Annotated in this window: 18 protein-coding genes and 1 pseudogene; 11 read left to right on the top strand and 8 right to left on the bottom strand. The window is 58.8% G+C overall.

Going from position 1 to position 25,317, the window contains the following annotated elements:
* Window positions 1-244: 244 nt before the first annotated feature.
* Window positions 245-1,534 (bottom strand): SGNH/GDSL hydrolase family protein, encoded by a 1,290-nt coding sequence (locus tag AWB64_RS23225; protein WP_060857784.1) that lies wholly within the window; start codon window positions 1,532-1,534, stop codon window positions 245-247.
* Window positions 1,535-1,728: 194 nt separating this feature from the next.
* Here AWB64_RS23225 and AWB64_RS23220 point away from each other — a divergent pair, with 194 nt between their 5' ends.
* Entirely contained in the window at window positions 1,729-2,952 is a 1,224-nt protein-coding gene (locus AWB64_RS23220) for a 50S ribosomal protein L11 methyltransferase (RefSeq protein WP_060857783.1), read from the top strand.
* 11 nt (window positions 2,953-2,963) lie between these two features.
* Here the strand turns inward: AWB64_RS23220 and AWB64_RS23215 are convergent, their stop codons facing one another.
* Window positions 2,964-4,232, bottom strand: a complete 1,269-nt coding sequence (locus AWB64_RS23215; protein WP_060857782.1) for a TIGR03862 family flavoprotein — start codon at window positions 4,230-4,232, stop codon at window positions 2,964-2,966.
* Window positions 4,233-4,400: 168 nt separating this feature from the next.
* Here AWB64_RS23215 and paaA point away from each other — a divergent pair, with 168 nt between their 5' ends.
* From paaA to AWB64_RS23175, 8 genes are all read left to right on the top strand, one after another.
* Window positions 4,401-5,399: a 1,2-phenylacetyl-CoA epoxidase subunit PaaA gene (paaA, locus tag AWB64_RS23210; RefSeq protein ID WP_060857781.1), complete on the top strand. Its 999-nt coding sequence runs from the start codon at window positions 4,401-4,403 to the stop codon at window positions 5,397-5,399.
* Between the two features lie 10 nt (window positions 5,400-5,409).
* Window positions 5,410-5,694 carry a 1,2-phenylacetyl-CoA epoxidase subunit PaaB gene (gene paaB / locus AWB64_RS23205; RefSeq protein ID WP_060857780.1) on the top strand — a complete coding sequence of 95 codons (285 nt, stop codon included), beginning with the start codon at window positions 5,410-5,412 and terminating at the stop codon, window positions 5,692-5,694.
* Between the two features lie 16 nt (window positions 5,695-5,710).
* Complete coding sequence (paaC, locus tag AWB64_RS23200; RefSeq protein WP_060857779.1) at window positions 5,711-6,511, top strand: 1,2-phenylacetyl-CoA epoxidase subunit PaaC; 801 nt, start codon at window positions 5,711-5,713, stop codon at window positions 6,509-6,511.
* A gap of 5 nt (window positions 6,512-6,516) precedes the next feature.
* The gene (gene paaD / locus AWB64_RS23195) at window positions 6,517-7,047 is read left to right on the top strand and encodes a 1,2-phenylacetyl-CoA epoxidase subunit PaaD (RefSeq protein ID WP_060857778.1); all 531 of its coding nucleotides are present in this window, start codon (window positions 6,517-6,519) and stop codon (window positions 7,045-7,047) included.
* A gap of 8 nt (window positions 7,048-7,055) precedes the next feature.
* Window positions 7,056-8,144 (top strand): 1,2-phenylacetyl-CoA epoxidase subunit PaaE, encoded by a 1,089-nt coding sequence (paaE, locus tag AWB64_RS23190; protein ID WP_060857777.1) that lies wholly within the window; start codon window positions 7,056-7,058, stop codon window positions 8,142-8,144.
* A 147-nt stretch (window positions 8,145-8,291) separates the two neighbouring features.
* Complete coding sequence (locus AWB64_RS23185; protein ID WP_060857776.1) at window positions 8,292-9,107, top strand: DUF1835 domain-containing protein; 816 nt, start codon at window positions 8,292-8,294, stop codon at window positions 9,105-9,107.
* Between the two features lie 76 nt (window positions 9,108-9,183).
* Window positions 9,184-9,795: a TetR/AcrR family transcriptional regulator gene (locus AWB64_RS23180; RefSeq protein WP_060857775.1), complete on the top strand. Its 612-nt coding sequence runs from the start codon at window positions 9,184-9,186 to the stop codon at window positions 9,793-9,795.
* A gap of 245 nt (window positions 9,796-10,040) precedes the next feature.
* A complete protein-coding gene (locus AWB64_RS23175) occupies window positions 10,041-10,679 on the top strand; it encodes a GNAT family N-acetyltransferase (protein ID WP_060857800.1) in 639 nt (212 codons plus the stop codon).
* 87 nt (window positions 10,680-10,766) lie between these two features.
* Here AWB64_RS23175 and AWB64_RS23170 read toward each other — a convergent pair whose 3' ends face one another.
* Entirely contained in the window at window positions 10,767-11,270 is a 504-nt protein-coding gene (locus AWB64_RS23170; protein WP_060857774.1) for an Lrp/AsnC family transcriptional regulator, read from the bottom strand.
* Window positions 11,271-11,404: 134 nt separating this feature from the next.
* On the opposite strand from AWB64_RS23170, the gene hppD reads away from it, so the two are divergent.
* Complete coding sequence (hppD, locus tag AWB64_RS23165; RefSeq protein ID WP_060857773.1) at window positions 11,405-12,508, top strand: 4-hydroxyphenylpyruvate dioxygenase; 1,104 nt, start codon at window positions 11,405-11,407, stop codon at window positions 12,506-12,508.
* Between the two features lie 71 nt (window positions 12,509-12,579).
* Here the strand turns inward: hppD and AWB64_RS23160 are convergent, their stop codons facing one another.
* Window positions 12,580-12,765 carry a hypothetical protein gene (locus AWB64_RS23160; protein WP_060857772.1) on the bottom strand — a complete coding sequence of 62 codons (186 nt, stop codon included), beginning with the start codon at window positions 12,763-12,765 and terminating at the stop codon, window positions 12,580-12,582.
* Window positions 12,766-13,058: 293 nt separating this feature from the next.
* Here AWB64_RS23160 and AWB64_RS23155 point away from each other — a divergent pair, with 293 nt between their 5' ends.
* Window positions 13,059-16,655, top strand: a complete 3,597-nt coding sequence (locus AWB64_RS23155) for an indolepyruvate ferredoxin oxidoreductase family protein (RefSeq protein ID WP_060857771.1) — start codon at window positions 13,059-13,061, stop codon at window positions 16,653-16,655.
* Between the two features lie 90 nt (window positions 16,656-16,745).
* Here the strand turns inward: AWB64_RS23155 and AWB64_RS23150 are convergent, their stop codons facing one another.
* The 4 genes and pseudogenes from AWB64_RS23150 to AWB64_RS23140 all read right to left on the bottom strand — a co-directional run bounded on the left by AWB64_RS23150 (window position 16,746) and on the right by AWB64_RS23140 (window position 24,840).
* Window positions 16,746-17,411 (bottom strand): C40 family peptidase, encoded by a 666-nt coding sequence (locus AWB64_RS23150; protein WP_157766686.1) that lies wholly within the window; start codon window positions 17,409-17,411, stop codon window positions 16,746-16,748.
* A 603-nt stretch (window positions 17,412-18,014) separates the two neighbouring features.
* Window positions 18,015-21,191 (bottom strand): YadA-like family protein, encoded by a 3,177-nt coding sequence (locus tag AWB64_RS23145; RefSeq protein WP_244164169.1) that lies wholly within the window; start codon window positions 21,189-21,191, stop codon window positions 18,015-18,017.
* A 282-nt stretch (window positions 21,192-21,473) separates the two neighbouring features.
* Window positions 21,474-21,995 (bottom strand): annotated as a pseudogene (locus tag AWB64_RS32750) (ESPR domain-containing protein); the annotation flags it as partial.
* A gap of 556 nt (window positions 21,996-22,551) precedes the next feature.
* Entirely contained in the window at window positions 22,552-24,840 is a 2,289-nt protein-coding gene (locus AWB64_RS23140) for an NADP-dependent malic enzyme (RefSeq protein ID WP_060857768.1), read from the bottom strand.
* Between the last annotated feature and the right edge of the window lie 477 nt (window positions 24,841-25,317).

Here is a 25,317-nt window from a genome sequence, read left to right as displayed (position 1 = left end):
AACACCAGCATTCCAACCCTCGGAACACCGCCGCTTTCGCGTCGCTGCGTTTGCAGCACAGAAACGAGATTATGTAGTATCTTTTTCTCCCTGTCAACTAGTTTGTGAGCAATTTGCTTTCAAACTTACCGACTTTGGAGCCCGCCTGTTTCTCTAGCGGCCCTCGTTGCGAAACGAGGAGGCGAATAATAGGTGAAACCAAGAAGCATGGCAAGGATATCTTCAAATTATCCTTGGGAAAGTTCTATTTGCTCCCGGCAGGAGCCCTCGCCAAACCCATTTCCTCGATCGGAACCGCCTCCGCCATCGCGGCATACCCCGCATCGCTCGGGTGGATATGGTCGCCACTGTCGTAGCGGCGTTGCAATTTGTCAGGATGGTCCGGGTCGCGCAGCGCGCGATCGAAGTCGATAACACCATCGAACGCGTGGCTGGATCGGATGGAATTATTGACGGCGGTACGAATCGCCTCGCGTTCAGCCGGCAAGGCCGCGGGTGTCAGCGTTGCGCCGTATATCCTGATTCCGCGCTGATGCGCCTGGGCAACGAGCCGCTGGTATCCGCGCAGCAGTATGTCGGCGGTGACGGCCGTATGGGGATCGTCGCAATCGAGGCCGGCGCGCGCCGGCATGGAAGGGAAGTTGATGTCGTTGATGCCGATCAGCACGATCACCGACCGAACGCCCGGCTGACGTAACGCGTCTCGGTCGAAACGATTAAGTACTGCGTCGCCGTAGCAAGGTGACGGGCTCAGCAACCGGTTGCCGCTGATTCCGGCGTTCACGACCGACGTTCCTTCGATTCCCTTTTGCGTCAGCCGGCGCGCGAGCGCGTCGGTCCATCGACGATTGGCATTGGGCGTGGAGCGCATTCCGTCGGTAATGGAATCGCCGATGGCCACCAGCGTCTGCGCAGAGGCGGTATCGACGGCAACGCTTGTCAGCCACACGAATTGCGTGAAGCGCGTGCGGAAGGCGGCTGCGTCCGTATCGGCGGAATGGTTGCCGGGCATCGAAATGTAGTTGACCTGACTCGCCACGCGGTGCCAGGCGGCCAGTTTCTGCCCGGCGGCCATATAGGTGCTTACGGCCAGCGGCTGGTGCGCGGCGACATTGAACGTGACAGGATCGCTGTCGACCTGGCCGCCCGGCGCGATGGTCACATCCGGCCTTCCGCCGAAGGTCACGGGACGGCTTGTTCCTGCGCGTATCGCGGCGGCGTTGCCCGAAACCGCACGCGCGATCTGCGCGCCGTCAATGACCAGCGGCGCCGTGCCATAGACATTGCTGAATCGCAGGCGAAGCTGTTTACCATCGATAGCCGGATAGACGATCTGCCTGACAGTGCGCCCGCCAACTTCAGGCGCGCGATACAGCGCCGGCAATTCGGCGCGTTGCGGAATCTGCTGCAGCGCCGTGCTCCAGGCGCTGACCCAATGCCCGGCTGGCGCGTCGTCGGCGAAAGCCAGCGTGGGCGGAAACAGGAAGGCGGAAAACGCCGTGGCGGCAACGGCGGAAAGGACGCGAAGGTTCATCGGGGAACGGAATATTTTCGGAAAAACCGATTGTGCCTTACCCGGCAAACCGCACGCTTACAGCGGTCACGATGCAGGCGAGCAGTCAATTCCATTAGGCCCGGAATCATCGAAAATCGGATCATTTTTCGAAAAGCCCTCAGAATGTCGGCATTCCGCTTCGCGGTTCTTACTTTGTCCGGTACTTATTCAGCATGCATTCCAAAACCTCTTCCAGCACCAGCGCCGCGCCCGCCCTCATTGAATGGGAGGAACAAGGCGAGAGCCATTCGGCGCTCTGGCGCTCGGAAAGCGGAATCGCGCCGCCAAAACGCGTGGTGATAGGCGACGACCAGATGACGGCTGACTCGGCGTATCGGCTGGCTTGCGAAGGAACGGCCATCTTGTGGCGCGGCGATTTCCAGAACGCGCGGCAATTGTTGCAGGCTGTCGCAAGGCGCATAGAAACGAGGCCAAAGAAGTCCGCGAAGGCGAAAGCGAAGCAACGCAGCGCCAAGGCCGACTCATCCACCGAGTCACCCGCCGACACACCGGCCGCGCCGCCTGCGCCCGCGGAAGCGTTCAATTTGCATCGGCTTGCGCAGTCTCAGCGGGCGCGCACACTCGGCATGTTCCTGCTGCCGCTCGACGCCGAGTACGCCATCACGCTGCGGCGCGCGCCAGTGGTGAAAGAGGCATGCGAGGAAGCGTACGGGCCGGCGGCGGGGGAGTCGGTCGTGTCGTTGCGTGAAGTACTTGGGCTGGTCGGCGCGCACGAGTGGCGCAAGAAGGGCGTGGACGTGGAAGCGCTTGGCGCGCGGATTCATCCTTATTACGGCGTGTTTTCGCCCGTGCGCGGCGAGTATGTGAAGCTGGTGGCGGATCAACCGTTGCCATCGAAGGAATTGGCATTCGATATCGGCACGGGCACGGGCGTACTGGCGGCGCTGCTGGCCCAGCGCGGCGTGAAACGTGTGTTAGCAACGGAGATCGATCCGCGCGCGCTTGCTTGTGCGCGCGAAAACATCGATTTACTTGGATATTCGCAGCAAGTGAAGGTGCTTGAGGCCGACCTGTTTCCGGAAGGCCGCGCCCCGTTGATCGTATGCAATCCGCCGTGGCTGCCAGCGCGGCCGAGTTCGGCGATCGAACATGCAATCTATGACCCGGAAAGCCGGATGTTGCGCGGTTTCCTGGATGGCCTCGCCGCGCATTTGACGCCTGGCGGCGAAGGCTGGTTGATTTTGTCGGATCTGGCCGAGCATTTGGGATTGCGTACGCGCGCGCAATTTCAGGAATGGGTCGATCGCGCCGGCCTGAAAACGGATGGCAGGATGGACGTGCGCCCGCATCATCCCCGCGCCGCCGATAAAACCGATCCGCTGTACGCGGCGAGATCGGCCGAAGTTACTTCTTTGTGGCGGCTTGTGCCAGCTTGAGGCCGGGCTTTTCAGAGCGGGGCATCGTCCGGCTTCCGGTTCACATACGCCAACGCCGCCTCGCCCGCGACCCGTCCGCTCGCAAAACACGCCGTCAGCAAGTAGCCGCCAGTCGGCGCTTCCCAATCCAGCATCTCGCCCGCGCAGAAAACGCCGGGCAATGCGGCGAGCATCAACTGCGAATTCATCGATTCGAATCTCACGCCGCCTGCGCTGCTGATTGCCTCGGCGATGGGCCTTGGCTGCGTCACTGTCAACGGCAGCGCCTTGATGCGTTGCGCGAGACGGGTGGTGTCGGAGAAATCTTCGCGGCTCAGGCACTCGCGCAGCAGGCCTGCTTTCGCGCCCGTCAGGTTCAAACGGCTTTGCAAATGGCTCGACATGGAACGTGCGCCGCGCGGATGCGTGACTTCGTCGTGCACGCGCTCGGGCGTCAAGGCTGGCAAGAGATCCAGCAGGAACGTGGCGTGTCCATCTGCCAGACGATCCCGAATACGCGCGGACAACGCGTAGACCAAACTGCCTTCAATACCCGTCGATGTCAGCAAGCATTCGCCCGTGCGCCAATCCACGCCGCCATCTTGGCGCGGCAGGCCGATTGAAACCGACTTCAGCGGCTCGCCGGCGAAGCGGCTGCTGAAATGCTCGCTCCAGGCGATATCGAATCCGCAATTCGACGGCTTGAACGGTGCGAGCGCAACATCGTGCGTTTCCAGGTGCTCGATCCACGCAGCGTCCGACCCGAGACGCGGCCAGCTCGCGCCGCCCAAGGCGAGCACGACGGCATTGGCTTCGATCTGGCGATCCCCTTCCGGGGTCGCGAATCGCAGCGCGTGCGGCGTAGCCTCGTCCCATCCGATCCATTTGTGCCGCATGTGAAAGCGCACACCCGCCCCGCGCAGCCGATGCAACCACGCGCGCAGCATGGGTGCGGCTTTCATGTCGGCGGGAAAAACACGGCCCGAACTGCCAATGAAAGTTTCGACGCCCAGTTCGTGGGTCCACGCGCGCAAGGCGGCGGCATCGAAATGACGCAACAGCGGTTCTATCTGAACCCGACGCTCGCCATAACGCGACAGGAAAGCCTCGGCCGGCTCGGAATGAGTGAGATTCATGCCGCCTTTGCCGGCCATCAAGAACTTGCGGCCCACCGATGGCATTGCGTCATACAAATCCACTTCTGCGCCGCCCGCCGCCAGCGCTTCCGCCGCCATCAAGCCCGCAGGGCCGCCGCCGATAACGGCCACGCGTGGAATAGGAGTTTCGGACGATGACGGCATGCAGAGCAAAGTAGTGAGAGTCGGACGGTATTGTCGCATTGCCGTGGAGGCGGCCTGACCAGGGAAATTGTGCCCGTCTGAAACGGATATCTTAAAAAAAATCCATAAACCGACCGTCCGGTCGGTTTATAATTGCGCCACGGTAACTTTCCAAAGCGAGCGATCGTCATGTACACGCAATCCCTCGATATCCCCGGCAACGTTCAGTCCATCGATCCAGCAACAACGTCGCCGGAACTTGCCCGTTTCGACGCCGTCATGGCCGCTGACGGCAAGATCGAACCTCAGGATTGGATGCCCGACGCGTACCGCAAGACGCTGATTCGCCAGATCTCGCAGCACGCGCATTCGGAGATCATTGGAATGCTGCCCGAGGGCAACTGGATTTCGCGCGCGCCGAGTCTGAAGCGCAAGGCGATCCTGCTCGCGAAGGTGCAGGACGAGGGCGGCCACGGCCTCTATTTGTATAGCGCGGCGGAGACCATGGGGGTATCGCGCGATCAACTCGTCGATGCCCTGCACGCGGGCCGGGCTAAGTATTCGAGCATCTTCAATTACCCAACGCCCACTTGGGCGGACGTCGGTGTGATTGGCTGGCTGGTCGACGGCGCGGCGATCATGAACCAGATCCCGCTTTGCCGCTGCACCTACGGCCCATACGCGCGCGCCATGATCCGCATCTGCAAGGAAGAGTCGTTCCATCAGCGTCAGGGGTTCGACGCGCTTCTCTCCATGATGAAGGGCACGCAGGCGCAAAAGGACATGGTCCAGCAGGCGGTCGATCGCTGGTGGTGGCCTGTGCTGATGATGTTCGGTCCGAGCGACAAGGATTCCATTCACAGCGGGCAATCGTTCAAGTGGGGCATCAAGCGGATTTCGAATGATGATCTGCGGCAGAAATTCGTCGATGCCACCGTCGAGCAGGCGAGGATTCTCGGTGTCACGCTGCCCGATCCCGATCTGACATGGAACGCGGAACGGCAAGCGCATGACTATGGCGCGATCGATTGGGATGAATTCTGGCGCGTCGTGAATGGCGATGGCCCGTGCAACAAGGAACGGCTCGCCACGCGCGTGAAAGCGCATGAAGACGGCGCCTGGGTTCGCGAAGCCGCCCTCGTCTATTCCGCGAAACAGGCCGCACGCGCGCAAAAACAAGCGGCATAAGGAGCGAAAGATGAACAACGAATGGCCGATCTGGGAAGTGTTCGTGCGCAGCAAGCAGGGCCTCGACCACAAGCATTGCGGCAGCCTGCATGCGCCGGACGCGCCCGCGGCGCTGCGCATGGCGCGCGACGTCTACACGCGGCGCCAGGAAGGCGTAAGCATCTGGGTGGTGCCATCGGCGGCAATTACGGCCTCCAATCCCGCCGACAAAGCCGAGTTTTTCGAACCCGCTGGCGACAAGATTTATCGTCATCCGACGTTCTTCGTGCTGCCCGACGAAATCAACCACATGTGATCGAAGGGTCAAGCCCATGACGACGCCCCAACATCTTTCCTACGTGCTGCGCCTCGCCGACAACGCGCTGATCCTCGGCCAGCGCAACGGGGAATGGTGCGGACACGGTCCGGTGCTCGAGGAAGACATCGCGCTCGCCAACATCAGTCTGGATTTGATTGGTCAGGCGCGCTTGCTGTACTCGCACGCAGCCACGCTCGACGCCGCGCTTTACGGCACGAGCAAAACCGAAGACGACTACGCGTATTTCCGCAACGAGCGTGATTTCCGCAATTACACGCTGACCGAGTTGCCCCACGCGGGGCCGTTGTCGGGCACGGCGAGATCGGATCGCGATTACGCGGTGACGGTCGTGCGCAATTTCCTGTATTCAACGCTGATGGCGCATCTCTGGACAGCGCTCACGCAATCGGACGACGCGCAGCTTGCCGCGATCGCGTCCAAGTCGATCAAGGAGACGCGCTATCACCTGAATCATGCGAGCGACTGGCTGCTGCGTTTCGGCGATGGCACGGAGGAATCGCATCGCCGGGCTCAGGCGGCGGTTGATTATCTGATGCCGTACACGCGCGAGTTTTTCAGCGTGGATGACGTGGAGACAAGCATTGCTGATGCGGGTATTGGTCCACTCACAGCCAGTCTCGAGCCGGCGTGGCGTGAGGATGTAGAGGCGACTCTGGCCGAAGCCACGCTGCAAAAACCAGCCGATGCCAAACACGTTTCCACCGGCAAGCTTGGCGAGCATTCCGAGCACATGGGTTATTTGCTCGCGGAATTGCAGAGCATCGCGCGGCAGCATCCGGGCGCAACGTGGTGAGCGCAATGACCGCTTTAGATGACCTCACGCTGGAGCACGTGTGGGAAGTGCTCGAAGCCGTGCCGGACCCGGAAATCCCTGTTGTGTCCATACGCGAACTGGGCATTTTGCGCGACGTCCGCCGCGGCACGAATGAAACGCTTGAAATCGTCGTCACGCCAACGTATTCCGGCTGCCCGGCGATGTACCAGATTGCAGAAGATATTGGCGCGGCGCTCAATGCGGCGGGTTTCACGAAGTATCGGATAGAGACGGTTCTCGCGCCCGCGTGGACCACCGACTGGATGACCAAAGCCGCCCGCGAAAAGCTCAAGCAATACGGTATCGCACCGCCGATGGGCAATTGCGGCTCGAACGAACACGCGCCGCAAGAACGTCCATTGCGATTTGTCCCGCGCATTGTCGATAAACCCGCGTGCCCGCGCTGCGGCTCGCTGCATACGGAACGCCTCGCGCAATTCGGTTCAACGGCGTGCAAGGCGCTGTATCGCTGCATGGATTGCCGCGAGCCGTTCGACTACTTCAAACCGTACTGAAACCGACCATGGCGACTCCGCAATTCCATTTGCTGCGCATCCGCGACGTTCGTCCCGAAACCGCGGACGCCGTCACCGTTTCCTTCGACGTCCCCGAAAAACTGCGCGACGCGTTTCGCTTCACGCAAGGCCAGTTCGTCACGTTGAAGACGCACATAGACGGTGAAGAAACGCGCCGGTCGTACTCTATTTGCGTAGGCGTGACGGACTACGATCGCGACGGCGAATTGCGTATCGGCATCAAGCGCGTGCGCGGCGGGCGCTTCTCGAATTTCGCTTTCGACACGCTCAAGCCCGGTCATGAAATCGAAGTCATGACGCCCGATGGACGCTTCTTCACGCATCTGAACGCGGATCACGTGAAGCACTACGTGGCGTTTTCCGGCGGCTCGGGCATCACGCCGGTGCTCGCGATCATCAAGACGACATTGGAAACCGAGCCGACCAGCCGTTTCACGCTGATCTACGGGAACCGCAGCGTCGACGCGATCATGTTCGCCGAGGAACTGGAAGACCTGAAGAACCGTTTCATGAGCCGGTTCTCGCTGTATCACGTTTTATCGGACGATTTGCAGGACGTCGAACTATTCAACGGCGTGCTGAATCAGGACAAATGCGCGGCTTTCCTGGAAGCGCTCGTTCCCGCAAATGAAATCGATGAAGCCTTCATTTGCGGCCCCGCCCCGATGATGGACGCCGCCGAAGCCGCCCTGAAAAGCGCAGGCGTGCCACCAAACCAGGTTCACGTTGAGCGCTTTGGAACGCCTTTGCCGCAAGCCGGCGTGCCGCAGATCGAGATTACGGAAGACACGCCGGCGGCGGATCTGGAACTGGTCATCGATGGAAAGAAGCGCAAGCTGCGCCTGCCCTATCAAGGCGTGAGCGTGCTCGACGTCGGATTGAAGGCGGGTCTTGCGCTACCCTACGCATGCAAAGGCGGCGTCTGCTGCACCTGCCGCGCGAAAGTGCTGGAAGGCGAAGTGCGCATGGAGAAGAATTTCACACTCGAGCAACATGAAATCGATGCCGGTTTTGTGCTGACGTGCCAGTGCCATCCTGTTTCGGATCGCGTAGTTGTGAGCTATGACGAACGTTGAGCAAGCGGTTGGCGGATTGCACTGATTCAATTCGCTTACACTAGGGGTCGTCTGTTGTTAAGTTATCGCCACGTCGATTACGTAATCACGTCGCTCGCGTCGATCACGCAATAGCCGGCCTTCTTACGTTTGCGGTCACCGCTACTGATGAGCACCCTTCACGTTACCAACGGCGACCACGCCGCCGAGATACTGCGCGAAGCGCTGAATGCGGCCTCACGCAATGAGCGCGTCATTCCTTTGAAGGACGATCTTGCGGTCGGCCAGTTGAGGGGTATCGACGACAATCCGGAAACACGCGCCCTCTTCTGGCAGCAAGTGCTTGACGAGCATAAAGTCGATTTCATTTCAAAGCTCAGGGAACAGGACGCGCTCTTGCGCGAACTGGCTCAAGGCACGGGCCAAGTCGTGGTCTGGCACGGCCAAAGCGCGAGCGACCAATTGATGTTGCGGCGTGTTGCCTACACCTTGCGCAACGTGCCGCAGCGCCTGAACGAAGCGAAACTTTCCGCCGACGATCTGCCGTTGATCACCGCCGACGACGGCACGCAACGCCGGCGCGGCCGCGCTGACGGCGCGACGGCTGTCGGCATGTTCACGGCGGCGGAACTCGGCGCAAAACTGCCGACGGCCGCGCCCATCTCCGTGTTGCGCATCAGCCGGCTCGCACTGGAATGGCAGGAAGTGAAGCAGATCAATAGCGAGACGCGACGTTGGCGCGACAACACGTTTATCTCCGGCAGCTATTCCGATATCGACGAAACCATCCTCCAGATTGCGAGCGCTGGCTGGATCGGATCGCGCCAGCTTGCGGGCGACGTGATGGGCCGAAGCTTCGGCTTTCTGGTCAGCGATTCCATCGCGCTCTGGCGATGCCGCGAGCTTGTAGCCGCCGGCAAGCTGGAAATCCGCGGCGATCCCACAAGAATTGCGGACGCGAAACTGCGCCGCGCCGTGCGTTAGCCGTAGGACCGGCTAGCCGGAAAGGGTCGCTCAAGCATTAGAATTCCGTTCGACCCCAGCACTTCTCCGAGACTCAATGGCCCGTACCAGAGCGCCCGACCACGACACACAACGCGAGCAGATCCTCGAACTCGCCGCCGCCAAATTCGCGCAGACGAGCTACCCGAGCACATCGATGGCCGATCTCGCCGCTGCCAGCGGCACGTCCAAAGCGCGCCTTTACCACTATTACGCGAGCAAGGAAGCCATTCTCTTCGATCTGCTCGATCGCTATACCAAGCGGCTGATGTTGATCATCGCGGAAGTGGAAGGCGCCAGCCAGCGGCGCGGGTTGACCGAGCGCGAGGCGTTTGCCGAACTCATTCGCGCGTTTCTCGCCGAATACGAAACATCGCACAGCCGGCACGTTGCGCTGCTCAACGACGTGAAATATCTCGAAGATACGCAGCGTGAAATCGTGCTGGAGCGGCAGCGCGGAATAGTCGCCGCATTTGCACGCCAGCTTGCGCGCGCTTATCCGAAACGTGCGACCAAGGAAAACCAGACCGCGCTCACCATGATGGTATTCGGCATGATCAACTGGACTTTCACGTGGCTGAAGCCAGATGGCAAGCTGGGTTATCCGGAATTTGCGGAACAGGTCGTGGATGTCATCGAACACGGAATGAATGGCGACACTATGAAATGATGCGCTGCACCACCATTGTTCCCGCACGTCCGTCCGATTTTTACAACACACTATAAGCTATTGTTTTTAAACAGCTTATCGCGAACGTCCACATGTTTTAGACGCCATACTCCACAGTGAATTACGGGTTTTCCCTAGTATATAAACGATGGTTCAGCTAAAATTCGATTTGCGACGCAGCATGTCGCTTGACGATTCAAGGAGCCATCATCGTGAACATATCTTTCAACCGCCCCGCCGCCTCGATCTTTGCATCAGCCGATCGCTCGCGCACGGTTGCCGGTCGTACGCCTGTTCTCGTTCGTGAGCTGTCCTCCGCTGATCGCGAGCGCCTGCTCACCCACTTCCTGGCACTTGACGAAGACGACCGTCTGCTGCGCTTTGGTCAGATCGTGCCGGACCGCGTGATCGAAAACTACGTGGCGAACATCGACTTTTCGCGCGATACGGTATTCGGCGTGTTCGACGAAACGCTGAGCCTCGTTGGCGTAGGTCATCTGGCTTATCTGCCAGCCGAAGGCGACAAGCGCACCGCCGAATTCGGCGTGTCGGTGCTGGAAAGCGCACGCGGCCGAGGTGTGGGCAGCCGCTTGTTCGAACGCGCCGCCATTCGCAGCCGCAACACGCACGTTTCAATGCTCTACATGCATTGTTTGTCACGTAACTCGACCATGATGCACATAGCGAAGAAGTCGGGCATGAAGATCGAATATGCGTACGGCGAAGCCGATGCTTATTTGTCGCTCACGCCTGCTGACCAGAGCAGCATCATCGCGGAGATGATGCAGGAGCAGGCGGCAGTCTTCGATTACGCGATCAAGCGCCAAGCGCGCCGGGCATCGCAAATGTTTCAGGCGTTCATGCCTACTGCCGACGCGGCCTAAGTTTCGGTTCTCATCAGCAAGCATGCGCAAAAGCACGAAAGGCGGCGAAAGCCGCCTTTTTTGCGTCTTGAGCATCCGTTAATCTGTTTATCGGATGGGCAAGGCTGTCGTCTCCTTGATGCGCTCGAGCGAGAAGCTGCTCTTTACATCGATAACCGATGGATGGTGCAGCAGTTGGTCCTGCACAAAGCGCGAAAAATGCTCCATGTCCTCCACTTGGACACGCAATAGATAGTCTGTATCGCCGGTCATGGCGTCGCACGCAACAACTTCTGGCCACGTCAACAACGCTTCGCGGAACCGGTCTGCGTGCGTAGGGGGATGTTTCATCCCCGCCGAGGCGACCGTTCCGCCGCGCTTTTCCAGCCGCACATTGACGTAAGCAAGCAGCCCGAGCCCAAGCAGCCGCGGCTCCAGCAACGCGACATAACCGCGTATCACGCCCGCCTCCTCCAGCCGCCGAATGCGCCGAAGGCATGGACTCGGCGACAAACTCACCTGATCCGCGAGGTCCTGATTCGAGAGCCGGCCGTTGACCTGAAGAATCGCGAGAATCTTCCGATCGATCGCATCGAGTTCTATTCGAGCCATTTTCTGCCTCTAAGGCATTATTTAACGCTATAAACGTGCGTAATCGTAGCCACGCGCGATTTGATTCGCAAGTATCCGCCAGACGGCTCTCGTTAAACTTTGTCCCAATAATCATCGGTTCAGGGAGACAAAGCATGCAGGCAGCAACTTGGGAAAATCCCGTTGGCACGGATGGCTTCGAATTCATCGAATACACGGCGCCAGATCCGGTCGCGCTCGGCAAACTGTTCGAACAGATGGGATTCACCGCCATTGCGCGGCATCGGCACAAGGACGTGACTTTGTACCGGCAAGGCGAAATCAACTTCCTGGTGAACGCCGAACCGGACTCTTTCGCGCAGCGCTTTGCGCGTTTGCATGGACCATCGATTTGCGCCATTGCGTTTCGCGTCGCCGATGCTGCCAAAGCCTACAAACGCGCGCTCGACCTGGGCGCCTGGGGCTTCGACAACAAAACCGGCCCGATGGAACTCAACATTCCCGCGATCAAGGGAATCGGCGATTCGCTGATCTACTTCGTGGACCGCTGGCGTGGCAAGAACGGGGCGCAGCCGGGAAGCATCGGCGACATCAGCATTTACGACGTCGATTTCGAACCGATTCCCGGCGCCGATCAAAATCCTGCCGGCCACGGTTTGACGTACATCGACCATTTGACGCACAACGTGCATCGCGGGCGAATGATCGAGTGGGCCGAATTCTACGAGCGCCTCTTCAATTTCCGCGAAGCGCGTTATTTCGATATAGAAGGCAAGGTCACGGCCGTGAAGTCGAAGGCGATGAGTTCGCCGTGCGGCAAGATTCGCATTCCAATCAACGAGGAAGGGTCCGACACATCTGGACAGATTCAGGAATATCTCGATGCGTATCGCGGTGAAGGGATTCAGCACATCGCGCTCGGGACCAACAATATCTACGCGACAGTGGACGCCTTGCGCGGCGCGCGGATCTCGCTTCTGGATACCATCGATACATACTACGAACTTGTCGACCGGCGTGTGCCGAATCATGGCGAATCGGTGGCGGAACTGAAAAAACGCAAGATTCTGATCGACGGTGTTCGCGACGAAATCCTGCTGCAGATCTTCACGGAGAATCAGATTGGCCCGATCTTTTTCGAGATCATCCAGCGCAAGGGCAATCAGGGATTCGGCGAAGGCAATTTCAAGGCGTTGTTCGAATCAATTGAACTCGATCAGATTCGACGCGGCGTGGTGAAGGACACCACGGTCAACTGAAAGAAGCGAATCGAAAAAAAAATGCCGGCGATCACTGTGATCGCCGGCATTTTTGGTTCAGCGCGGAGATTTCAGGTCTCGTCTTTCTTTTCCACGTTCTGATTATCGGAAACCTGCTCTACCCGAACCTGGGCCACGCGCGCCGCCCCGGTTTTCAAGCCTTCGGACCCAGCCGGCGCGCCCACGCGAACGGGCGCATTGATCGCGAAAAATGCGGCTGAGACCATCAGGAAATTCTGGATGTATCGTTGTTTCACTGCTTCCTCCTTCAACTGCGTGCATCAATGTGTCTCTCGACCGTTGGCCGCCTGAACGCGCATCGGTCGCGGGATTTGAATACTCAGGCCACGAGCGGTTCCCCAATGAAATAAAACTCGGGCGTTTTTACACCTCGTAACACGCGAACGATCGTAAAGTTTCTTTTCAGCGGGTTATTACCAGTGCTGTCAAAAATGCAAAACAGGCACACTTAAAATCCCGGCTGCCGCGTTCACAAGACGCTAAAGCCCAAGAGTTTTGGCGATCCCAAACGTTGGCGGAGAGACCTGCAATGAATGCCCCACTAGACGCGGAACAACAAGCCAAGCTTGAGGCCGCGCTCACCACCGTCACCCTCGACGACAAATACACCCTCGAACGCGGCCGTGCTTACATGAGCGGAATCCAGGCGCTCGTCCGGTTGCCCATGCTGCAACAACAGCGCGATCACGCCGCCGGCCTGAACACCGCCGGGTTTATTTCCGGCTATCGCGGTTCCCCGCTCGGCGCACTCGACCAGCATTTGTGGAAAGCGAAAAAGCACCTCGCGTCGCACGAGATCGTGTTCCAGCCGGGCGTGAACGAAGACCTCGCGGCGACCGCCGTCTGGGGTTCGCAGCAGGTGAATCTGTATCCCAGCGCCAAATATGATGGCGTGTTCTCGATGTGGTACGGCAAGGGACCCGGCGTCGACAGAACCGGCGACGTGTTCAAGCACGGAAACTCGGCGGGTTCATCGGCGAAAGGCGGCGTTCTTGTGCTCGCCGGCGACGACCACGCCGCCAAATCGTCCACGCTCGCGCATCAGTCCGAACACATTTTCAAGGCGTGCGGATTGCCGGTGCTGTTTCCATCGAATGTTCAGGAATACCTGGACTTCGGGCTGCACGGCTGGGCAATGAGCCGATACTCCGGCCTCTGGGTCGCGATGAAATGCGTGACCGACGTGGTGGAATCGTCGGCTTCCGTGGATATCGATCCGAATCGCGTGGAGATCGTGTTGCCGACCGATTTCGCGATGCCCGATGGCGGCCTCAATATCCGCTGGCCCGATCCGCCACTGGTTCAGGAAGCGCGGCTCCTCGACTACAAGTGGTACGCGGCGCTCGCCTACGTGCGCGCGAACAAACTGGACCGTATCGAAATCGAATCGCCGAACGCTCGCTTCGGGATCATGACAGCGGGCAAGGCGTATCTGGATGTCCGTCAGGCTTTATCGGACCTCGGTCTCGACGATGAAACCTGCGCGCGCATCGGCGTGCGTTTGTACAAGGTGGGCTGCGTGTGGCCGCTCGAAGCACAAGGCGCGCACGCGTTCGCCCACGGGCTGGAAGAAATTCTGGTCGTCGAAGAAAAACGCCAGATCCTCGAATACGCGATCAAGGAAGAACTCTACAACTGGCCCGACGCACAACGCCCGCGCGTCTTCGGGAAATTCGATGAGAAAGACGGCGCCGGCGGCGAATGGTCCGTGCCGATGGGCAACTGGCTATTGCCGGCGCATTACGAGTTGTCGCCGGCGATTATCGCGAAGGCGATTGCCACGCGGCTCGACAAGTTCGACCTGCCGCCCGAAGTGCGCGCGCGCATCGCGACGCGGATTGCGGTGATCGAAGCGAAGGAGCGCGCGCTGGCGCGGCCGCGCGTCGAGGCCGAGCGCAAGCCGTGGTTCTGCTCGGGCTGTCCGCACAATACATCGACCAACGTGCCTGAAGGATCGCGCGCGCTGGCGGGTATCGGTTGCCATTACATGACCGTCTGGATGGACCGCAGCACGAGCACGTTCAGCCAGATGGGCGGAGAGGGCGTGGCGTGGATTGGGCAAGCGCCGTTCACCAACGACCAGCACGTATTCGCCAATCTCGGCGATGGCACGTACTTCCACTCCGGGCTTCTGGCGATCCGCGCGGCGATCGCGTCGAAGACCAACATCACGTACAAGCTGCTTTACAACGATGCCGTCGCAATGACCGGCGGCCAGCCCGTGGATGGCGTGCTGACCGTGCCGCAAATCACGCATCAGCTCGCGGCAGAAGGCGCGAAGAAAATCGTGATCGTCACCGATGAACCCGAAAAGTACGACGCGAACGTCGGCCTCGCGCCGGGCATCCCGGTTTATCACCGCGAAAAACTCGACGATGTTCAACGCGAACTGAGGGAAATCGCGGGCACCACAATCCTTATCTACGACCAGACGTGCGCGACGGAAAAGCGTCGCCGCAGGAAACGCGGCGCTTATCCCGATCCGGCGAAGCGCGTGGTCATCAATGAAGCCGTGTGCGAAGGCTGCGGCGATTGTTCGGTGAAGTCGAACTGCCTGTCGGTCGAGCCGCTCGATACCGAATACGGCACCAAGCGCCAGATCAACCAGTCGACCTGCAACAAGGACTACTCATGCGTGAACGGATTCTGCCCGAGCTTTGTCACGGTGGAAGGCGGCCAACTGAAGAAGCCGAAGGTATCGAGCATTTCCGGCGACGCCATGCCGCCCGTACCCACGCCTGCGCTTCCTGACATCGATCGTCCCTACGGCGTGCTGGTCACGGGCGTCGGCGGAACGGGCGTTGTGACCATTGGCGCGCTGCTTGGCATGGCGGCGCATCTGGAGCAAAAAGGCGTGACTGTGCTCGACGTCACCGGCCTCGCGCAAAAAGGCGGCGCCGTGATGAGCCACGTGCAGATCGCAAACCTGCCTGGCGATATCCACGCCACGCGCATCGCAATGGGCGAAGCCGACTTGGTGATCGGTTGCGATCCGATCGTCACTGCCAGCGATGAATGTGGTTCGCGCATGCAACCGGGTCATACGCGTGTGGTCGTGAACAGCGCCGAAACGCCGACAGCCGAGTTCATCAAGAACCCGAACTGGCGTTTCCCGGGCGCAAGCGCGGAAGCCGATATCCGCACGGCTGCGGGCGAACACGTCGCGCTCGTCGATGCAAACCGTTTCGCCGTAGCCCTTCTCGGCGATGCCATTTACACGAATCCCTTTGTGCTTGGCTTCGCATGGCAGCGCGGATGGGTTCCTTTGCGCCACGAATCGCTGGTTCGTGCAATTGAACTCAACGCGGTGCAAGTCGAGAAGAATCTGGCGGCGTTCGAATGGGGACGTCACGCGGCGCATGACCTTGATGGTCTTGAACGCCTGGTGAAGGGACAGAATCGCGGCGCTTCATCGAGTGCGCAAGGCAGCAGCAAGATCATCGCGCTGCATACGCCGAAGGCGCTGGACGCGTTGATCGAAAAGCGCATCGCTTATCTCGCCGATTATCAAAACGAGGCGTACGCCTCGCGTTATGGCCGGCTGGTGGCCGAAGTTCGCGTGGCGGAAGCGTCGCTCGGCGTGCTCGATGGCCAATATGCGCTGACTGAAGCCGTCGCGAAAAACCTGCACAAGCTGATGGCGTACAAGGACGAGTATGAAGTCGCACGCCTTTATGCCGATCCTGCGTTTGTGGAACGGTTGAAGAGCAGCTTCGAAGGCGACTGGAAGATCAACTTCCATCTTGCGCCGCCGATGTTCTCGAAGAAAGACGCGCACGGCCATCTCATCAAGAAGCAATATGGCCCGTGGGTTTTATCCGCAATGAAGGTTCTGGCGAAGATGAAGTTCTTGCGGGGTACATCGCTGGATATTTTCGGCAAGACCGAGGAACGGAAAATGGAGCGGGGGTTGATCGCGGATTACGAAGCACTGGTGAAAGAACTGATCAGCGGGTTGACACTCGATAAGTTGCCACTGGCGATTGAACTCGCAAGTCTTCCGGATTCCATGCGCGGTTACGGTCATGTGAAAGACAACAACGTGAGCGCAGCACGTGTTAAGTGGAACGCTTTGCTGTCCCGTTGGCGTTCGACGACCGGCGATGAAACCCGGCAAGTAGCTTAAGCGGTTTTCTGCGGTACACGGCAAAACGCCCAGTGAAGTTTCACTGGGCGTTTTCATTGAAACAATCCGCTCAGCCATTACGTTCAGCTATCAAGCAACTCGGCGCGCCCCGTAATATCGCCGGGTCCAATAGGCGCTTTTCATCGATTCAATTCGAACGAATGCACCCTTTTTCGGCGCATGAATGAATTGATTTTCGCCGACATAAATGCCCACGTGTGTTGCCGTGCCGCGAGTCGTGTTGAAAAACACGAGATCGCCCGGATGCAAATCCGTCTGCGAGACCGCTACACCTTGACGGCTGATCTGCGACGAAACGCGCGGCAACAATATACCCGTGGCCTTTTGATACACGTAGCGCACAAAACCGCTGCAATCGAGTCCCTGCTCCGGTGTATTGCCGCCCCATGAATAGGGAACCCCAATCATGGTTTCGGCTTTTTGAAGAATGTCCGAGAGCCGCGAACCAGGCGCACCTTCAACTATATTCTGCTGCGAAGACCACTTCTGTTTTTGAGTGGGGTCATAAAGCAACGCGTCGCCGTTGAGTGAAACTGGCTTGCCAACCTGAATGATGCCGTTGACTGTGTGCTTACCCTCCACCCCGTTAAGCGCCATGTCGAGCGCCTTTTCCGGCGTGAGGAAACTCGCTGACCCTACAGTCGTTGCTGAAGCAGCGCCCGAGCCTGTAGCCAGAATCAAACCGCTGAGCGCTGTTGCCACTAATTGAGCAGACAGTGCTTTTCGTTGCGGCATGCGAGTGCGTGATTCAGCGAAACTCCGCTGCGCAACACAAGACCGGTGATTATTCATTTCAGCCTGCCTCATGATAACGACCAGAAACGCAAAGCGGTTGTGCGCGAAGTCTTTACGGGTGCAGCGAGAGGAATGCTGCGTTTGCTCTCAAACAACTTGAAACCGACACTTGTCTTTTCACCAACTGCGTCAGATTTGACCGTCGTCTGATTTAATAACGATTTAAATTGCCTTTTCATGATTGATACGTATTCCTAATATATTTATCAGTCTTTGTGAATTTCAGCGGATTCAACATATTTTGGAAACCGCACCTAATTTGGCTATCGCGCATATCCGCACAGAATGGGAATGCCAATCCAGCAAGAAATGGATAGCCAACATCTGACCGATAGCGGAGCAGCAAGACGACGCACAACGCATGTGCGTCTCGCTTTGTCACAATCTTGCTTCAAAACCTATTCTATTCGGACTTAACGGGAATATTGATAGGTCTACTCTTAAAGCAAAGTCCCGTATGACATACAGATTTGAAGTGCTGTCAGAAAAAAGGGGTAATTCCCAAGTCGGAATTACCCCGTTCACTTCATGCAACAGCGGACTTTAGAATTCGTAGCCTACTTGCGCCCGTACGCCGGTGTCACCGCCCTGCGTGACCGATACCGCGCCGTTCACCAACCAGCGGTTGTTTTCGGTTCTATACGTGGCGCCGGCAGCAATCGCGTTATAGCCCTTGTAGTTGGCTACACCTGCGCCGACTACCGTTTTGCCCGGCGAACTGGGCATCAGGTTCGGCATCGCCATGGCTGCCGCGACGCCACCAAACGCAGCGCGTTGCAACGACGTCATGCTCGAATTCACATCATTACGCAACGCATTCAACTGGTTCACGTTAGTCGCGTCCGTACCGTTCACGCCCGGCGCAACGTTTGTCACGCGGCGTTCGTTGCCAGCCGATCCGACCGACACGGTATTGGCTTCATCGGCAACCGAGTTCGCTCCCAGCGCCACCGAGTTATCGGCCGTCGCACTGCTGTTGCCGCCAAGCGCCGCGGAGCCATTGCCCGACGCCTGCGAGTTGCCGCCAATCGCGATGGCATTGATTCCAGAGGCTGCTGCATTGCCGCCAAACGCTGCGGAGCCGTCGCCCGAGGCCCTCGAATGTGCGCCGGCTGCCGTGGCATTGTTGCCGGAAGCCGTGGCGTAAGCACCCGTTGCAGTGGAATCGTCACCCGAGGCATTGGAATTCGCACCGGCTGCTGTCGAGTTGGTGCCTGAAGCGTTTGAGTTCGTACCCATGGCGGCCGAGCCGTCCCCTGTTCCCGCCAATCCTGTCACGCCCGCCGCTTCGAAGTTGGCAATCGCCGATTCCGTTGCCGCAACGCGTGCATTCGTCGCTCCAAGCTGGCTGCCGTTGACGGCGTCAGTGCTCGTCGCCGAAAGGTCGCCTGCAGCCACGTTGGTCATCTGGACGGCGGCGCTTGCGTCCGTTCCGCCAAGCGTGACCTTGTTGTGGTCGGCTGAATCGTAGGCCACAGCATTCGCGGCAGTCTTCGATACATCGGCGAGGCCGCCTTTCACGCTCGCTATGTCCGCGCTGTTTTGCGTGACACGGTCATCGAGGTTGCTGACGGCGGAGCCCACGTCGCTGACCTGTTTGCCGCCCACTGTGTACGAAGGGGCCGTTACGCCGCCGTTGGCATCCACACTGGCGCCTCCGCCGAGGGCTGCCGCGGTCCTTGCTGATGCGTGGAACAATTGCGAGCCGTTGATCGCTTCCGAACTGGCGCTGTTGACCGCGCCGTTTGCCACGCCACTGAGGACGCGTGCGCCGTCAAGACCCGCAAAGCTGACTGTGCTGCCGCCCGTGGTGGCGCCGACGCTCAACGCCAGGGTAGTTGCGTCCTGACGTACCAGGCCGGTTGTACCGCCGCTCAGATCGTTCATGGAAGCAGTCAGGCCAGCAATGTCCGTGGTGTTTTGCGCAACGTCCTGTGTGACCGCGTACAACTGCGAACCGTTCACGGCGTCGAGACTGCTCGCCGATACATCCCCTGCCTTCACGTTCGTCAGCACCACGGGAGTTCCCGAAGCGCCAAGCGTGATCTTGTCGTGGCTGCTCGAATCGTAGCGGACCGAGTCCGCGATAGCGGCGCTTTGATCACTGACACTTTGCTGCACGGCGAACAATTGCGAACCATTCACGGCTTCGGTGCTGTCCGCAGTCATCTGGGCGGCAGCCACGTTCTTGATCACCGTGCCAGCCGAACCGCCGAGCGTCATCGAGCCGTGTTCGGTGTCGTCGTATTTGACGGCATCGGCCATTTGCGTGTTCAGCGTGCTGATATTGCTGGTGTTCGTGGCAATGGCAGTCGTGTTGGCGGCAATGGCAGTTGCGTTTGCGGCCACGTTCTGATTCGTCGCGTACAACTGCGACCCGTTCACTGCATCCGTGCTGGTTGCCGATGAGATATCACCCGCTGCTACGTTGGCGATCTTCGTGCCGGCCGTGCCGGCAAGGGTGATTGTGTCGTGCGCTGTGCCGTCGTACTTCACTGCATCGGCAATTTGCGTGCTCAGCGTGCCAACTTGCGTATTGATGGTGCTGATGTCGCTCGTGTTTTGTGCGATATCGGCTGTGTTGGTGGCGATATTACTCGCATTGGTGGCAATAGCCGTGGTGTTGGTCGCAATGTCTCTCGTGTTGGTGGCAATGGCAGTCGTGTTTGCGGCCACGTTCTGATTCGTCGCGTACAACTGCGAGCCGTTCACCGCATCCGTGCTGGTAGCCGATGAAATATCGCCCGCTGCTACGTTCGTGATCTTCGTGCCGGCCGTGCCAGCAAGCGTGATCGTGTCGTGAGTTGCGTCGTCGTATTTCACCGCATTGGCAACTTGCGTGTTCAGCGTGCCGACTTGCGTATTGATGGTGCCGATGTCGCTCGTGTTCTGCGCGATATCGGTTGTGTTAGTGGCGATAGCCGCTGCGTTGGTCGCAATGTCGCTCGTGTTGGCAGCGATGGCAGTCGCGTTTGCAGCTACGTTTTGATTCGTCGCGTACAACTGCGAGCCGTTCACCGCGTCCGTGCTGGTCGCCGACGAGATATCGCCCGCTGCCACGTTCGTGATCTTCGTGCCGGCCGTGCCGCCAAGCGTGATCGTATCGTGTGCTGTGCCATCGTATTTCACTGCGCCGGCAATTTGCGTGTTCAGCGTGCCGACCTGCGTGTTGATGGTGCTGATATCGGTCGTGTTTTGTGCAATGTCGCTCGCGTTGGTGGCAATGGCAGTCGTGTTCGCAGCTACGTTTTGATTCGTCGCATACAACTGCGCACCGTTCACCGCGTCCGTGCTAGTTGCCGACGAGATGTCACCCGCTGCTACGTTCGTGATCTTCGTACCGCCCGTGCCGCCAAGCGTGATCGTGTCGTGCGCTGTGCTGTCGTACTTCACTGCATCGGCAATTTGTGTGCTTAGCGTGCTGATATTGCTTGTGTTGGTCGCGAGGTCGCTCGTATTTGCGGCAATGGCAGTCGTGTTTGCATCCACGTTTTGATTCGTCGCGTACAACTGCGAGCCATTCACGACATCCGTGCTGGTCGAAGACGAGATATCGCCCGCGGTAACATTCACAATCTTGCGCGTCGCGCTTGTTGTACCGACCGAAACCGTATTCGCGACATTTGCGACGGAACCGTACCCGAGCGCGACCGATCTGGTCGCCGACGCGGTCGATGTAGCGCCCAACGCAGACGAATTAGCAGCTTGGGCCCTTGCCATCCAACCCAATGAACTGGAATAGGTGCCGACGGTTCCGAAGGAACTTCCGTACCCAATCGACGTAGCGCCGGGCGCGCCAGCATTTGCACCACTGCCTAGTGCTGTCGCCTGGTTGGAGCCATATGCCCCCCCTCCAATTGCAGTAGCATCCCCTAGAGTGGCAAGTGAACCTCCCCCAATAGCAATGGAATTTCCCCCTGTTGCAGTAGCTGCGCTATCCATCGTAAGGCCACTTGCGGAAGTGCTGCTTCCTACAGCTTGAACCGCAAAGCTCACATCTTGAAGCTTTTGCGAGAAAGGATACAACTGCGACCCGTTCACGGCGTCCGTGCTCGTCGCAGATATAACGCCAGCGGCGACATTGGACAATCTTGTACCCGCGGTGCCCACCAGCGTGATGGTATTGTTCGTTGAATCATCGTAAAGGACAGATCCGCCAGTCGGCGTCGCGCCAAGCAGTTGCGAACCCAACATTGACGAACCCAGAAGCCTCCTGCCCGTTCCAGCAGTCGCGGCCGAGGAACTGTCATCAGGCAGCGTGGTTGCCGCATCCTCCAATGTCAAATTCGAGCGAGTAGCATCGTCTGGCATGGTCGCCTGTTGTTCACTCGCTGGCACGCTCTCATCCGCCACCGCATGCCCCGACGACAACATTGCAATCGATGCGCTCACAGCCAGCGAAGCCGACGCCACCTTCATGGCGAGCTTGCTCTTAGCCGGTTTCCCACTAGACTTGACGTTTTCGCTCGCAGCCACATAAGTACCCGTAGAGCGGTTCAAAACTGATTTAAATGACTTGTTCATAATAAATTTCGGATTCCAAAGTTTATGCTGTGCCTGCACACGAGCGATCGATTCGTGGCATCGCCCGAATCAGCGTTAAATACAGTGAGGTTTCACCGGCACCGAGTTATCCTGCTTCGGGGATTTTTAATCGGCTTTAGGTGGGGCGGGTAATGAATCGATGAATCGGATCAGGCAGGCCTGTTCATCACTCGCTTCAGAATCCAGTTTATTGGGACAAGTCGATGATTTTTATAGGCGCGCTCTTAATACACGTTTCGAATATTGAAACGATGCGTTGTTGCAAGTCTTATATGCGAACTTGAAAGCGCTTGCCAGTTGTCAATGCCAAAAATGACGAGGAAAGAAGAGGCGAGAGACACAAAGTTTTCAGTTTTCCTTAACAATAAATCGGTCACGCTTCGTGCAACGCTTACCTCGTCCCGTTACAAAAGCGAAAAAGGCGATCCGAACATCCGGATCGCCTTTTCGCTTCTTCATGAACACTCAAAATTCAGAGCTCATAGCCTACATGTACACATGGGCGCTTATGGCCATAAGGTGTCACCAACAACGCTTACCCCTCGTTGCCACCCGCCGTCACCCGCGCATTGGCCGACGCCACCGCCGTCATATTGATGATCCGCCGCACGGTCGCGGCCGGCGTGAGAATGTGCACCGGCTTGTCCGCGCCAAGCAGGAACGGCCCGACGGTCACGCCTTCGCCGCTCACCATCTTGAGCAGGTTGTACGTGATGTTCGCGGCTTCCACGTTTGGCATGATCAGCAGATTCGCCTCGCCGGTCAGCGTCGAAGCCGGCATTGCCGCTTTACGCACCACTTCCGACAACGCAGCATCGCCGTGCATTTCACCATCCACTTCCAGGTCCGGCGCACGCTCGACAATCAGCCGGCGAGCCTCGGCCATGCGCTTCGATGAAGCCGTTGGCACGCTGCCAAAGTTCGAGTTCGACAACAGCGCGACCTTCGGCACAATCCCGAACTTCTCGATTTCGCGCGCCGCCAGAATGGTCATATCGGCGAGTTGCTCGGGAGTCGGGATCTCGTTGACGTAGGTATCGCTGATAAAGAGGTTGCGCTTTTGCAGCATCAGCAAATTCATCGCGGCGAAGTTTTGCACGCCGTCTGCCTTGCCCAGCACTTGCTCGATAAATTTAAGATGGTCGTGATACGTGTCGATCATGCCGCAGATCATGCCGTCGGCGTCGCCGAGACGCACCAGGATTGCGCCAATCAACGTATTGAACTTGCGCAGCGCGGCCTTTGCACTGTCCGGCGTCACGCCTTCGCGCGCGGCAATGTTGTGATATTCCTGCCAGCACTTCTGGTAGCGCGGATCGTCCTCCGGATTCACGATCTCGAAGTCCGTGCCAGGCTTCAACTTCGAACCCATCTTCTGCAGCCGCATTTCCACTACTGCAGGCCGCCCGATAATAATCGGCTTCGCAATCTTCTCGAGCAGCACGAATTGCGCGGCGCGCAGCACGCGCTCGTCCTCGCCTTCGGCAAACACAATGCGCGCCGGCGCAGCTTTTGCGGCGGCGAACACCGGCCGCATCACCATGCCCGTTCTATAAACCGTCGTGCCCAGTTCTTCCCGATACGCGTCCATATCTTGAATGGGACGCGTGGCCACGCCCGAGTCCATCGCGGCTTGCGCCACGGCCGGCGCGATCTTGATGATCAGACGCGGGTCGAACGGCTTCGGGATCAAATAATCCGGACCGAATTCGAGCGAATGGCCTTCGTACGCCTTGGCGACTTCGTCGCCTTGATCTGTCTCTTCGGCCAGTTCCGCAATCGCGCGCACGCACGCGAGCTTCATCTCCTCGGTGATGGTGGTCGCGCCAACATCCAACGCGCCACGGAAGATGAACGGAAAGCACAACACGTTGTTGACCTGATTCGGATAGTCCGAACGGCCAGTCGCGATGATCGCGTCCGGGCGCACCTTCTTCGCTTCTTCCGGGCGGATTTCCGGTTCCGGATTGGCGAGCGCGAGAATCAGCGGCTGGGTGCCCATGACCTTAACCATTTCCGGCTTCAGGACGCCTGCGCTCGAGCAGCCGAGGAACACGTCGGCTTGGTCGATGGCGTCCGCAAGCGTGCGGTTCGTCGTGTTGGCAGCGTAGCGTTCCTTCGATGGATCAAGGTTGCCGCGTCCTTCGTAGATCACGCCTTTCGAGTCGCAAACGAGGATGTTCGACTTTTTGAGTCCGAGGTGAACGAGCAGATCGAGACAGGCGATCGCCGCCGCACCCGCGCCCGAACACACGAGCTTCACTTCGTCGAGCTTCTTGCCGACCACCTTGAGGCCGTTGAGAATCGCCGCCGATGCAATGATGGCCGTGCCGTGCTGGTCGTCATGGAAGACCGGAATCTTCATGCGCTCGCGCAGCTTCTTCTCAATGTAGAAGCATTCCGGCGCCTTGATGTCTTCCAGGTTGATGCCGCCGAGCGTGGGTTCGAGCATCGCGATCGCATCGACGAGTTTGTCCGGATCGGTTTCAGCCAGTTCGATATCGAACACGTCGATACCCGCGAACTTCTTGAACAGGCAGCCCTTGCCTTCCATCACGGGCTTGGCGGCAAGCGGCCCGATGTTGCCGAGACCGAGCACCGCGGTGCCGTTGGTCACCACGCCGACCAGGTTGCCGCGCGAGGTGTACTTCTGGGCGTCCAGCGGTTCGTCGAAAATGGCCATGCACGCCGCGGCCACGCCTGGCGAGTAAGCCAGCGACAAATCGAGCTGGTTCGACAGCGGTTTGGTCGGCGTGACCGAGATCTTGCCGGGCTTCGGATACTGGTGATACGCGAGGGCGCTGAGCTTCAGTTGTTCGTCCATGATTGGCCTGAGACGTTTGGGAAAGTTGAAAAAAGGATGAATGTGTTCTATACGCGAGCCGTGGCGCCGGCTTCGAGCGCCTTGTAGCGGCTCATTGAATCTCGCGTGGTTGGCAACAGGATTTGTTGGAATTGGCGCGAGCTCCGATGCGCCCGGTGAAGCACCTTACGCATGGAAAGCGCCGTAGCATTTCTGGGGGATAAATAGTGTACACCGCGAGATAATTTTGACGCGGAGCACCATTTTCGACAAAACACGCGCATAAGCCGCTAAACGCATCGCATGGATTGCGCGCTGACGGCGGGAAACCGGTCTGCGCCCATCCGTCGCGACCTCGTCTCGAAGCATGGCGGTTAATTTCAAAATAGGAATGCTTGGCCGAGCGCCTTTTCTTGCGATCACCCGCAGTGCTTTACGGCGCAGCGCGGCGCGACAGCATCGGCGAAATAATCAATGATTTTTTAATTACCAGCGAAA

It is taken from the genome of Caballeronia sordidicola (assembly GCF_001544455.2).
Taxonomy (GTDB): domain Bacteria; phylum Pseudomonadota; class Gammaproteobacteria; order Burkholderiales; family Burkholderiaceae; genus Caballeronia; species Caballeronia sordidicola.
This window is presented reverse-complemented; position numbering and strand designations above follow the sequence as displayed.